Source organism: Bacillus sp. AFS012607 (assembly GCF_002558005.1).
Taxonomy (GTDB): Bacteria; Bacillota; Bacilli; order Bacillales; family Bacillaceae_G; genus Bacillus_A; species Bacillus_A thuringiensis_S.
Genome location: NZ_NTVM01000023.1, coordinates 90,555 through 103,940, shown reverse-complemented (window position 1 = coordinate 103,940; position 13,386 = coordinate 90,555). Strand labels below are relative to the sequence as shown.

The window sequence follows — 13,386 nt, the reverse complement described above, 5'->3', positions numbered from 1 at the left end:
ATCATAAGATGTATTACTTTATGAAAATAATGTTAGGTGGGAAATACATGTTAGAACAATTTCATATACATTCTGATTTAAAACAGCAGCTTTCTACGATTCATGAAAAGAATAAACAAGAAGCTGGTGAAAATGCTCATTTAATCGGTACTAAAATATATAAAGCATCTGATAACAGCATTATCGAAGATGCGATTACAGCACTTCTTCTTGGCAAGAACATTCTATTAAAAGGACCGACTGGTAGTGGTAAAACAGTACTAGCGGAAACTCTTTCTTCTTTATTTCAAAAACCAATGCATAGCATTAACTGCTCTGTCGACTTAGATGTAGAAGGTATTTTAGGATACAACACACTACAAACGAAAGATGGTGCATCTGAAGTTTCATTCGTTAACGGTCCTCTTATGAAAGCAATGAAGAACGGTCACTTCCTATATATTGACGAAATCAATATGGCAAAACCTGAAACTTTACCGCTACTTCACGGCGCATTAGATTACCGTAAAATGATCACAAACCCATTTACACAAGAGGTTGTATACGGTGATGAAGAATACCGTGTAATTGCTGCGATTAACGAAGGTTACGTTGGAACAAGTGAACTAAATGAAGCATTAAAAAACCGTTTCGTTATTATTGAAGTTCCTTACATTCAAGGTGACACATTAAAAGAACTATTATTAGCAGAATCAAAATTAAATGATGTTGCAACAATTGAAAAGTTTGTTGCATTTGCAAGCGACCTTATGCCTTTAGCTCGCGATGGACGTGTAAGTGAAGAAGCAGCAAGTATTCGTGGTATTATCGACGCATGTGATTTAGGTGTATATATTCCTGTTATGCGCGCTATTGAACGAAGCATAATTGCAAAACTTAATGATGAAACAGAACAAATGACTGTCCGTGAATTAGCAGAAAGTTATTTCTTTGAGGGATAATTTATGAGACAAATTTTTAGTGACAAAAAAATTGATGCGTCGCTGTTTCTACAAATGGAAAACTTAATGTATGCCCTTCTAAAAGAAGACGATGCCTATCTTGAATATGGCTATAAAGCATACTACGACGAAATTGAAAAGAAAGTTGTCATTAGTCACTTTTGGGATGATCGAAAAGAAGAAGATACAGTAATCGGATTAAAAAGCGAAGTGTTCTTAAAAGCACTTGGTAATAAACATTACTCGGACATGACTTTAATTCGTTCTTATGCGATTGAATTGCAAGAATCGCCCCTAAAAAAGTTTTTAACACAATTATTTGTTCTATTAGAAGATTTACGCGTTGAGGAAATCGTAAAGAACTTACGTCCTGGCACGAAGCATATTTTTAAACGCCGAAAAGAAATGTACCGCAATTATTTCGGCTCTCAAAATGAAATAAACCGCGTTCGTAATTATCACGGTGATCGTTTGTTTTGCCTATGCTATCTTTCATTAACGAGCGATAAATATGAAATGTTTAATAATGAATATTTTGAGCAAATTGAAGCGATTTTACATGAAACATTCCAAGCACGTAATACAGAAGATATTATGTATGTCGTTGAGAAAATTCGCTATCGCTTAGAGGCGCTTCTTGAAAGTGATATGCTTAACAACTATTTCGGACATGCTCCACTTTACTTATCTGTTCTTGCAGACGAAAAGAACTGTCGCGTCGAAGATTTAGCAAATGATGATACACAGCTTATAGATGACGATGAAAATAAAAACAAAATGGATGAAAGTTTCTCCACATGGCATCGTGAAAATAAAAATAACGAAAACGAGAACTTTTTACGCTTTGAATTAGAAAGCGGAACAAAAACAAACATGATGGGCGATACTGCTCGTGAATCAGAAGATGGCGACCAAGCACTTGGTTCTGTACAAGGTACTTCTCAAAAAAGTACACAATCCAACTTTGATGGCGCTGATACAGAAGAAGCAAGAGCTTCACACGCTTCTAGCCAGCACGACGGTGCATACGGTAAGTATAATGTAGGTGCTTCTCATACATTTAAAGAAGCTCGCAAAGCAAATATCGATGAGAAAAAAGATTACCAAGCTATCAAATCAGTCGTCAATAAAGATGTAAAAGAATTAAAGAAAATTATCGAAAAAACGATTGAAAATAAAACGAATGCGAATAGTGATAAATATTACGGAAGGCTTCGCAAAAAATTCCTTCGTATTTATACCGAAAAACAACCGCGTATGTTTTATAAAAAAGGACAAGAGTCACAAGAACTCGATGTTGCATTCCAACTGTTAGTTGACTGTTCTGGTTCTATGTATAACAAAATGGAAGAGACGAAGAAGAGTGTTGTACTATTCCATGAAGCTTTAAAATCTTTAAAAATCCCGCACGCTATTAGCGGATTTTGGGAAGATGCCTCTAGCGCTAAACCTGAAGATAAGCCGAACGTTATCCATGAAGTTGTAAATTATAAAAACTCAACGTTACCAAACGTTGGTCCGGAAATTATGCAACTTCGTGAAGAAGAAGATAACCGCGACGGATATATTATTCGTATCGTTTCTGAAAAGCTTGCAAAAAGACCTGAGAAACATAAATTCTTACTAGTCTTCACAGATGGTGAGCCTTCTGCGCTAGACTATCAACAAGATGGAATTTTAGATACGCATGAAGCTGTTAAACTCGCGCGTAAAAGTGGCATGGAAGTAATCGGTATCTTCATCGAAGAAGGCGAGGCAAAAGAAGCAACTTATCAATTGATGAAGAACATTTATAACCATCACTTCTTAGTTGCAAATCATGCTGAAGATTTACGATTGAAGATTAAACCATTACTGAAAAAATTATTACTGAAGACGATTGAATAGAAGATAGGAGCCTTGTGGCTCCTGTTTTTTCATTCAATTACTTTGTTTCTGGTTGAAACTTATATGGAATGGCTACTTCTAATAAGGATTCAAATCCTCCGTCATAGTATGGGAAGCGCTCATTCGCAATTGTTCGATCCACCCACTCTATTGCAGAAATTTCACCTTCATCTTCCGCAATAAGTTCACCTTTTACTACATTCGCTCGGAATGTAAAAAATAGTGCATGATTCCCTGATTCCTCAAAGAATTTTTCATTGATCGCAACAAGTCCACCTAACGTAGCAATTAAACCTGTCTCTTCTTTCACTTCTCTTATTAGTGCTTCCTCTAATATTTCACCTTTTTCCACAGCCCCACCTGGCAATGACCAAACGTTTTGTTCTGCATTATGTACCATTAATATTTTATCTGTTTCCTCGTCATGTATTAGTGCGTATACGACATCTACTCTTTGCATAAGACTTCTGTCCTCCCAAAAATAATGAAGAGCCGATTCCTAAGAATCGACTCTTCCTATTAATTCATCACTAACTCAGCTGTGAGCTTTTTTTTTAACTTAGCCAACATGTCCGTTGTCATTTTGTCTAAATCGTATTCTGCTTTAAAGCCCCACTCTTTCATTGCTGCAGTTGCGTCAATAGAGTTTGGCCAACTATCAGCGATTGTTTGACGAGCTGAATCTACTGCATAATCCATTGTAAACGTCGGAATGTGTTTACGAATTGATGCTGCAATTTGCTCTGGCTCAAAACTCATTGCCGTAATGTTAAATGCATTTCTATGCACTAGCTTACTTGGATCAGCTTCCATTAATGAAATGATCGCTTGTAAAGCATCAGGCATATACATCATGTCCATGTACGTTCCTTCAGCAATGTATGAGGTGTATGCACCTTTTTTAATCGCCTCATAATAAATTTCAACTGCATAATCAGTCGTTCCGCCTCCTGGAGGAGCTACGTAAGAAATTAAACCTGGGAAACGGACACCGCGCGTATCTACGCCAAACTTTTGATGATAATAATCACATAGTAATTCTCCTGCTACTTTGTTTACCCCATACATCGTAGTAGGACGCTGAATTGTATCTTGCGGTGTATTATCTTTTGGCGTCGATGGACCGAATGCACCGATCGAACTTGGCGTGAAGAACTTACAGTTTAATTCACGAGCTGCTTCTAATGCATTTACAAGTCCGCCCATATTTAAGTTCCATGCGAATAACGGATTTTTTTCTGCTGTTGCTGAAAGTAAAGCTGCTAAATGAATAATTGTATCTACTTCATTATGCTTTGCAATATCATGTAATTTTTGTCCATCTGTTACATCTAACGTTTCAAACGGACCAGACTTTACTACTTCACTATCTGTTTCACGAATATCTGTTGCAATAACATTTGATGCGCCGTATACATCACGAAGTTTCATTACTAGTTCAGAACCAATTTGCCCTAAAGAACCGGTTACTAGAATTTTTTTCATTTTCCCCACTCCTCATTTGCAAGCTATTCAAAAGATGCCCTTACTTAAATGATGCCCATTTCTTTTCCTACTTTTTCATACTTACGAATTGCTTCATCTAACATTTCTTTCGTATGAGCTGCTGTAGGCATATTACGAACACGACCTTTTCCTTTTGCTACAGTTGGGAACACAATAGATTTTGCGTATACACCTTCTTCATTTAGACGCTTACTAAATTCTTGTGTTAACACTTCGTCCCCAATAATACAAGGTGTAATTGGCGTTTCACTTTCCCCAATGTTAAAGCCAAGTTCTTTTAATCCTTGTTTTAAGTAGCGGCCATTTTCCCATAAACGATCATGTAACTCTGTGCTTTCCATTAAGATTTCAATTGATCTCATGCAAGCTGCTGCATCAGCTGGTGTTAATGCTGTAGAGAATAAGAATGGACGTGAACGAACTTTTAACCAGTCAATTAAGTTTTGTTTCCCTGCTACATATCCACCAATTACCCCAATTGCTTTTGATAATGTACCAATTTGGAAATCAACTTTATCAGATAGACCGAAGTGCTTTACAGTTCCTGCACCTTTTCCAAGTACACCTGAACCGTGTGCATCGTCTACATATGTCATTAAATCTAATTCTTCTGCAATCTCAACAATTTCTGGTAGTTTTGCAACATCTCCATCCATTGAGAAGACACCGTCTGTAATTACCATTAATTTATTGTAAAGACCCGATTCTTTCGCCGCGATTGCTTTTTGGCGTAAATCTTCCATATCAGAATGTTTATAAACAATAATTTTTGCCTTTGATAGACGACTACCATCAATAATAGAAGCATGGTTTAATTCGTCTGAAAGAATTGCATCATTTTTATCCATAACAGCTGAAATCGCTGCCATATTACAGTTAAATCCTGATTGGTAAGCAATTGCCGCTTCTGTATGTTTAAACTTTGCAATTGTCTCTTCTAATTTAATATGCAAATCTAAAGTACCGTTAATTGTACGAACAGCTCCTGCCCCAACACCGTACTTATGAATTGCACCAATTGCTGCTTCTTGCAAACGGCTATCTGTTGCTAATCCAAGATAGTTGTTTGAAGATAAGTTAATATATTCTTTTCCGCCAATTGTAATGATTGGTCCATTTGAACTCTCAAGCGGATCAATTACGTTATAAAGCCCCTTTGATTTTAAATCCTCTAAATTTTCTTCTAAAAATTTTGCAAGTGTTTTACTAGACATCGTGAAGCCTCCCATCGTTCATGTAAGCGGATTATTGTCTTAATAGTTCTAATAATCCCTCTACTAGCTTAACACGTTTTCAGAATTTATTATAGAAAAATAGTTTAAAGTAACCGCTTACAATTTTAGATTATATATGATTCATTATAATAAATCTATCATTTACTTTTCATATTTGATAGAATTAAAAAAATATTTTGGGAGGTTTCAAACATGGCATTTACAGAATCTGATGTATACAATAACACAGCATTTTTCGAACAATATATGAAACGAAGATACCGAGAAAATAGCCCAAATGAATCCATTGAAAAACCAGTATTCTTTCAGCTCATTGGTCATGTGCAAGGAAAACAAATTCTCGATTTAGGCTGTGGTGACGCTAAGTTTGGTGCGGAATTATTAGAAAAGGGATGCTACTCTTACACTGGCATTGAAGGCTCCGAACTTATGTATGAAAAAGCTAAAAATCAACTAGAAAATAAAAATGGATCTGTTCATTTTTTAAACCTCAAAGATTATACCTATCCCTCTTCCACTTTTGATTTAGTAACATCTAGACTCGCCTTACATTATATTGAACATCTTGATACCATTTTTCAAAATGTGTTTCAAACTTTAAAAACAAATGGCACCTTTACCTTTAGCGTTCAACATCCCGTTATTACTTCTTCATTTGAAAGCTTACAAACAAGTGGTAAAAGAACGAGTTGGCTCGTCGATGATTATTTTAAACTAGGCAAACGGGTTGAACCATGGATTGACCAAGAAGTTATTAAATATCATCGTACAACGGAAGAGTATTTCACATTATTACAGCAAGCTGGATTTACCATTACATCATTAAAAGAAGCTACACCAAATCCAATCTATTTTCAAAATGAAGAAGAGTATAAACGTCGCTTACGAATTCCTCTCTTCCTCTTATTTTCTTGTACCAAATAAAAAAAAAACGATGAATCACTCATCGTTTTTTTATCTTATCGCCTGAGCAACTTCTTTAACTACACGTCTTCCTCTTCCATGCGGGATACAAAGCGGTGTTCCAAACAACGGATCCGTACTAATTTGACACTCCATTCGGAATACATCACGTACTAGTTTCTCATCTACCACTTCTTCAGGTTTACCTTGTGCATATATTTGTTTATCTTGAATTGCTACAATGTTATCTGCATAGCGGCATGCTAAATTTAGATCATGTAATACCATAACAATTGTTCTTTGTTCTGTTTCATTTAATTCGAATAATAAATCCAGCACTTCAATTTGGTGAGTCATATCTAAGTATGTAGTGGGCTCATCCAGTAAAATGATATCTGTATCTTGTGCAAGTGTCATTGCGATCCAAGCACGTTGACGTTGCCCACCTGAAAGAGCATGCACATCACGCTCAGCAAATTCTGTCATACCTGTCGCTGCAAGTGCTTTCTGTACCATTTCCTCGTCTTTTTCTGACCATTGCTTCAGCCATGTTTGGTATGGATAACGCCCTTGCTTTACAAGTTGTAATACTGTAAGTCCTTCTGGTGCTTGTGGTCCTTGCGGTAAAATCGCCATTTGACGAGCGATTTGCTTCGTTTGCATACTTTGAATGGCTTGATTATCTAACAAAATATCACCAGTTGTTGGTTTTAATAATCTAGCTAGTGAACGTAATAAAGTTGATTTCCCGCAACCGTTAGAGCCGATAAAGATTGTAATTTCGCCTTTTGGAATTTCTAAATTCAACTCATCAATAATACTTGTTTCACCATAAGACAACGTCAAGCGTTTCGTCTCCAATGCTTTTTGCATATTCATCTCCCTTTATGAATTCCGACTTTTATAAAGTAAATAAATAAAATAAGGTGCACCAATTGCTGATGTAAATACCCCTGCTGGAATTTCAAGTGACGTGAAAATTGTACGCCCTATTAAATCTGCAGCAAGTACTAGAATTGCACCGACAATAGCTGCAACTGGGAGTAATGCACCGTATAAAGAACCAACCAATCTTCGTGAAATATGAGGTGCCATTAAACCGACAAATCCAATCCCTCCGGCAAAAGCTACCGCACCACCAATTAAAGCTGTACTAAGTAATAGCATAAATACACGCGACTTCGTTAAAGGAACCCCAAGTCCTACCGCTATATCATCCCCTAGCTCTTGTGCATTTAAATGCCTAGCTGCGATAAATGATATTACTGTTAAAATGAGAACCCAAGGCGCAAGTACCATAACATTTTGCCAAGAAGAGCCATAAACGGTACCCGTAATCCATACATTTGCTTGGCTCGCTTGATAAATTGGTGCTAGCAACATAAATAATGTTGTCGCAGCCTTCGTTAATGCCCAGAATCCAACACCAATTAAAACGAGACTAATTGGTGATAATCCATCATTTTGCCATGCAAATAAGTATACAAAAACCGCTACAATCGTTGCTCCTGCAAAAGCTGCGAGCGGCATATAATGAATACTTACCGTTAGTGCATTATTTTTATCACTAAATAGCGCTAAAAATAATACAACTGCAACACTTGCCCCGCCCGTAATCCCGATGATATCAGGAGAAGCAAGTGGATTTCGAACAAGCCCTTGTAAAATACAGCCCGCTACCGCGAGCGCAATTCCTACGAGGATAGCAATTAAAATACGCGGCATACGAAACTTATTTACAACCATGTTTGACATCGCATCGCCATTTCCGGTAATTGCTTGCCATACGTCATAAGGAGCAATTTTCATGTCTCCCATACCTGCGCTCGCAAAGAATAATCCTATTAAAACAAGTAGTAAACTTAACAAGACGAGACAAGCTCGTTTATACATTAAAAACGAGAGCTCGCCTTTTCCTATACGAAACGGAATATATTTCTTCATTTGCTAAGCCCTCTCTTACGTGCAATATAAATAAAGAACGGTGCTCCAATAAATGCTGTCATAACTCCTACTGGTACTTCTTGTGGCATAATGACATATCTTGCTGCTATATCAGCCAATATTAGTAGTATTGCACCTAACAATCCGCTATAAGGCACTCTCCATCTGTGGTCAACTCCAACAAGAAATCTAGCAAAATGCGGAGTAATAATCCCAATAAATCCAATTGGGCCAGCAACCGCAACTGAACCACCAGACAACAGTACAATAATAAGTAACACGAATGATTTCATTAAAATTGTTCGTTGTCCAAGTCCTTTCGCGACGTCTTCTCCCATCATCAATGTATTTACTTTTCCTGCCATAATAAGAGATGCAATCCATCCTATTAATAAATATGGGAATACAGATTGTAAAATTTCTAACTTTCGCCCTTGCACAGATCCAGCAAGCCAAAATAATACCTCTTCAAGTGCTTTTTCATTTAACACAAGTAATCCTTGTGTTAATGATGAAAATAACGCACTAATTGCGACCCCTGCTAACGTTAACTTAAGAGGAGTAGTCCCTTCTTTTCCTAAAGAACTAGAAGCAAATACAAGCACAGCTGCAACCGCCGCTCCTAAAAAGGCGATCCATGTGAAAGCTGATAATGATGTTACTGAAAAGATTACAATTGCTACAACTATGAAGAACGCAGCACCTGAATTTAATCCAATAAAATCTGGAGAAGCAAGTGGATTCTTAGTTAAAGTTTGCATAAGACAACCAGCAATGGCTAAACTAGCACCAACACTAGCTGCAATTAACGCCCTAGGCAGACGTACATTTTGAATAATAATATGTTCATTGGAACCGTTAAAATGGAAAAAAGCATCCAATGCTAGTTTCCAACTCGTATTTGTATATCCGAAAATAATACTTCCCCAAATACAAATAACGACTGCAATGATTCCAACAAATAATCCAATCCCTTTTGCTCGATTTGTTTTTAATAACATGCAGCGTTTCCCCTTCAATGTATAATGATACGTTGTTAGTGTATTTCAACTTAATTCTTATTGTCAACGGAAATGAGAATTATTTTCACCCATATATATTGACAATTAAAAGATAAAGGCTTAATATCATGCTTGCTATTGAAAAATATTCTCAACATGTAGGGGGTACATAATGAATTTCATGCGGAAGAAATCGTTTACAGTATTTGTATTTTTACTAGCATTTTCAATGCTTTTAAGCGCTTGTGGAAAATCAAGTAACAAAGAAGAATCTACAAAAGAAGATAATAAAAAAGAAGTGGTTACTGTAGAACATGCAATGGGTAAAACAGAAGTTCCTGCTAATCCAAAACGTGTAGTTATCTTAACAAATGAAGGAACTGAAGCTTTACTTGAATTAGGTGTGAAACCAGTTGGTGCTGTAAAGTCTTGGACTGGTGACCCATGGTATCCACATATTAAGGATAAAATGAAAGATGTAAAAGTTGTTGGTGATGAAGGACAAGTTAACGTTGAAACAATTGCTTCTTTAAAACCAGACTTAATTATCGGTAACAAAATGCGTCACGAAAAAGTGTACGAACAACTAAAAGCAATTGCACCTACTGTGTTCTCAGAAACATTACGTGGTGAATGGAAAGATAACTTCAAATTTTATGCAAAAGCATTAAATAAAGAAAAAGAAGGTCAAAAAGTTGTAGCTGATTACGAATCACGTATGAAAGATTTAAAAGGCAAACTTGGCGATAAAGTAAATCAAGAAATCTCTATGGTTCGTTTCATGCCTGGTGATGTTCGTATTTATCATGGTGATACATTCTCTGGTGTTATTTTAAAAGAACTTGGATTTAAACGTCCTGGAGATCAAAACAAAGATGATTTTGCAGAGCGTAACGTATCTAAAGAGCGTATTTCTGCAATGGATGGTGACGTATTATTCTACTTCACATTCGATAAAGGAAATGAGAAAAAAGGATCTGAATTAGAAAAAGAATATATTAATGATCCGCTATTTAAAAATTTAAATGCAGTAAAAAATGGTAAAGCATACAAAGTTGATGACGTTATTTGGAATACAGCTGGTGGCGTAATGGCCGCTAACCTACTATTAGATGACATCGAAAAACGCTTTGTTAAATAATATTTCCTTAACCAGCTCCCTTCTATGGAGCTGGTTATTTTTCAATTCACTTAAATGTCACATTATTTCGTTTTGTATTTTTATTCCCAATATGTTATATTGAGAAAGTAAATAGAATATATTTTCTTTATATCGGAATAAATATTTTAATCTAAATTTTCTGATTAATCACTATTTTATTTTCTTTTAGAATTCAATTATTACATTTGAAAACGCTTATCATCTTGTTTTCAGGGCAAAATACAGTAACGGTCGAAGAAAAATAGAACTTTTTCAGAAATTTTCTTTCTATTTCCATATAATTCTATTGACTTCTAAATATTTTGTAAATTAAAATGATTACATAAATATCCGTTATACAGGATTAGGGGGAAACAAACATGGATGCAGCTTTAAAATTAGACAAAGCTGGAGAGCAACAATCACCAAAAAAACATCCACCAGGGTTATACTTGTTGTTCTTTACAGAGGCATGGGAAAGATTTAGTTATTACGGAATGCGTGGCTTATTAGTTCTTTATTTAACAACGAGCTTAGTAAGCGGCGGTTTAGGATTTGATAAAGCAGTTGCAGTTCAAATTTACGGTATTTTCACAATGCTTGTATATTTCACACCTATTATTGGTGGTTGGTTAACTGACCATTTCATTACGAAGCGACATGCCATTACTATTGGTGGTATCATCATGGCAATTGGTAACTTCGTACTATTTTCAATGAATACGAAAACTGGACTATTTTTAGGATTAGGATTATTAGTTATTGGTAACGGATTCTTCAAACCGAATATTTCGACTTTATTAGGTCAATTATATAGCGACAACGATTCTCGTCGTGATAGTGCCTTCACTATCTTCTACATGGGGATTAACTTAGGAGCTCTTATCGCTCCATTCATTTGCGGTTACTTCGCAGATTATAGATACGGTTTCTTAACAGCTTGTATCGGTATGATTATTGGACAAATTGCATTTAACTTATTAGCACCTCGTTACTTAGGATCAGCTGGAACAACAGTTGTGGGTAAAAAATCTAAAGAACAAAATGCAAAAGCTGTTGAGAAAAAACCTTTAACACCACAAGAGAAAAAACGTACTGTTGCAATTTTAATTTTAACTTGTTTCGTTGTATTCTTCTGGGCAGGATTTGAACAAGCTGGTAGCTCTTTAACACTTTACACAGATAAGTTCGTAGATCGTACAATTGTTGGATTTACAATTCCAACACCTTGGTTCCAATCTGTAAACCCACTATTCATTATCTTACTAGCATTACCTGTTTCTGCGTTATGGATTAAGCTTTCAAAAACAAAAAATGGTGATTTGAAAATCCCAACAAAAATGGCATTAGGTATGATTTTACTAGGGATTGGATATTTAGTTCTAACTTTAGCTGTTTTAAAAACTGGTAGCGATGAAGGTAACATTACAATGAAAGCAAACTTACTATTCATTGTATTCACTTACATGTTCCACACAATCGGTGAGTTATTCTTATCACCAATCGGATTATCTATGGTAAGTGCAATCGCTCCTGTTAAACTAGCGTCATTATTAATGGGTGTATGGTTAGCTGGTACTGGCTTCGCAAACTTATTAGCAGGACAATTAGCCGCTTTCACTCAATCTTTAGGATATTTAGAAGTATTCGCAAGCATCGGTATTATCGTAATTGTACTGGGATTAGTACTTCTTATGTTCTCTAAGAAAATTGCACATATGATGGAATAACAAAAAGACGCTTCTAAAATTAGAAGCGTCTTTTTTATTATTTCTCCTCTAAAGCTGTCACGTCCACATGAACGCTCTCACCAGGATTAGATACATCATACACTTGAGCACTCCCCTTCTGCTCATCACAGCTCTCAATCCATACTGGTACGCCCTCATATGTAACGTCAATTCTACTTGAAGAAGATAAGATTTGTTTCACACGTTTCACATCCATACTACTATCCCTCCTTTTGCTTACTACACTCCTTTCTATTTTTTCTTTTCCTTTTAGAATATATTCGGTAAGGTAGCATGTTGATTAATAGTCATTTCTTCCTCACATGCTAATATTTACTCTCTCGCTACCTTTCTGACAAATAAAAAAAGACGTATATTCTACACGTCTTTTTCCATAATATTCAAATTTTAAGAAAATAATGTTTTTACTACCGCACTTACTTTATCATTATGGATTTGATAATACACTTCTAATCCTCGTCTTTCAAAGCGCACTACTTTATTTTGCTTTAACTTCGTTAAATGTTGTGAAACCGTTGATTGCGGAATTTCTAACACTTCCTGTAGTTGTGTTACATTACATGTTCCTCTTTGCATAAGTTCCATTACTAGACGTAGACGAAGTGGGTGAGCTAACGCTCTTAACATTTGTACATCTTCTTCTGAAATACGACATTCGAATTGATTTTGGTTCATAAAGTTCCCCTCATTTTCGTTTTTATTTGCGTTTTTATGTTCTTTTTATTTATTTATATATCTGTTCTTATATTTCCTGTTACGACATAACTTTATCAACCTATAAAGCCGAAAATTTTTTCCATCTTCATCAGCAAAAATTCAGGAAAAAATCCTTGCTGATTTTGAATATTATACTATATGATATAACGAAAAAGCAAAATAATGGCCTACGAATACTTTGCTTACAAACGTTGTTTTATCAGGCTTTTTGTTATATTTTCACCTCATTGAAATGCACAGTAACGGTATTGTAAAATATCGTCTATAATTGATAACCTATCGTAATGTAGTTGAACTATACTTAACCTCTTTGTTACGCTAAAAGGAATTTTCAGTAAAAAGAGATGATATGGTATTAAA

The 13,386-nt window shown here is 35.6% G+C and carries 13 protein-coding genes; 5 read left to right on the top strand and 8 right to left on the bottom strand.

Annotation, left to right across the window (positions count from 1 at the left end):
• The first annotated feature begins 47 nt into the window (after positions 1–47).
• Entirely contained in the window at positions 48–941 is an 894-nt protein-coding gene (locus tag CN409_RS24510; protein WP_000892989.1) for an ATP-binding protein, read from the top strand.
• Between the two features lie 3 nt (positions 942–944).
• Positions 945–2,828, top strand: a complete 1,884-nt coding sequence (locus tag CN409_RS24505; protein WP_001248845.1) for a vWA domain-containing protein — start codon at positions 945–947, stop codon at positions 2,826–2,828.
• A gap of 37 nt (positions 2,829–2,865) precedes the next feature.
• Here the strand turns inward: CN409_RS24505 and CN409_RS24500 are convergent, their stop codons facing one another.
• From CN409_RS24500 to CN409_RS24490, 3 genes are read right to left on the bottom strand one after another with little or no spacing between them, the layout of a single operon-like run.
• Positions 2,866–3,288 carry an NUDIX hydrolase gene (locus tag CN409_RS24500; protein WP_001189930.1) on the bottom strand — a complete coding sequence of 141 codons (423 nt, stop codon included), beginning with the start codon at positions 3,286–3,288 and terminating at the stop codon, positions 2,866–2,868.
• A 59-nt stretch (positions 3,289–3,347) separates the two neighbouring features.
• Positions 3,348–4,313: an L-threonine 3-dehydrogenase gene (locus tag CN409_RS24495; protein WP_000723120.1), complete on the bottom strand. Its 966-nt coding sequence runs from the start codon at positions 4,311–4,313 to the stop codon at positions 3,348–3,350.
• 44 nt (positions 4,314–4,357) lie between these two features.
• Complete coding sequence (locus CN409_RS24490) at positions 4,358–5,548, bottom strand: glycine C-acetyltransferase (protein WP_000095903.1); 1,191 nt, start codon at positions 5,546–5,548, stop codon at positions 4,358–4,360.
• A 213-nt stretch (positions 5,549–5,761) separates the two neighbouring features.
• Here CN409_RS24490 and CN409_RS24485 point away from each other — a divergent pair, with 213 nt between their 5' ends.
• Entirely contained in the window at positions 5,762–6,493 is a 732-nt protein-coding gene (locus CN409_RS24485) for a class I SAM-dependent DNA methyltransferase (RefSeq protein WP_000885973.1), read from the top strand.
• 30 nt (positions 6,494–6,523) lie between these two features.
• Here CN409_RS24485 and CN409_RS24480 read toward each other — a convergent pair whose 3' ends face one another.
• From CN409_RS24480 to CN409_RS24470, 3 genes are read right to left on the bottom strand one after another with little or no spacing between them, the layout of a single operon-like run.
• A complete protein-coding gene (locus CN409_RS24480) occupies positions 6,524–7,345 on the bottom strand; it encodes an ABC transporter ATP-binding protein (protein WP_001167972.1) in 822 nt (273 codons plus the stop codon).
• Positions 7,346–7,357: 12 nt separating this feature from the next.
• Positions 7,358–8,416 (bottom strand): FecCD family ABC transporter permease, encoded by a 1,059-nt coding sequence (locus tag CN409_RS24475; RefSeq protein ID WP_097981455.1) that lies wholly within the window; start codon positions 8,414–8,416, stop codon positions 7,358–7,360.
• On the bottom strand, positions 8,413–9,417 hold the full coding sequence (locus CN409_RS24470; protein ID WP_000925213.1) for a FecCD family ABC transporter permease: 1,005 nt from the start codon (positions 9,415–9,417) through the stop codon (positions 8,413–8,415). The genes CN409_RS24475 and CN409_RS24470 overlap by 4 nt, the downstream gene beginning before the upstream one ends.
• 172 nt (positions 9,418–9,589) lie before the next feature.
• Here CN409_RS24470 and CN409_RS24465 point away from each other — a divergent pair, with 172 nt between their 5' ends.
• Entirely contained in the window at positions 9,590–10,558 is a 969-nt protein-coding gene (locus CN409_RS24465) for an ABC transporter substrate-binding protein (protein WP_001010281.1), read from the top strand.
• A gap of 380 nt (positions 10,559–10,938) precedes the next feature.
• Positions 10,939–12,288, top strand: a complete 1,350-nt coding sequence (locus tag CN409_RS24460) for a peptide MFS transporter (RefSeq protein WP_097981456.1) — start codon at positions 10,939–10,941, stop codon at positions 12,286–12,288.
• A 37-nt stretch (positions 12,289–12,325) separates the two neighbouring features.
• On the opposite strand, the gene CN409_RS24455 is transcribed toward CN409_RS24460, so the two are convergent.
• Complete coding sequence (locus CN409_RS24455) at positions 12,326–12,505, bottom strand: acid-soluble spore protein H (protein WP_000382679.1); 180 nt, start codon at positions 12,503–12,505, stop codon at positions 12,326–12,328.
• A gap of 191 nt (positions 12,506–12,696) precedes the next feature.
• The gene (locus CN409_RS24450) at positions 12,697–12,984 is read right to left on the bottom strand and encodes an ArsR/SmtB family transcription factor (RefSeq protein WP_001075219.1); all 288 of its coding nucleotides are present in this window, start codon (positions 12,982–12,984) and stop codon (positions 12,697–12,699) included.
• Between the last annotated feature and the right edge of the window lie 402 nt (positions 12,985–13,386).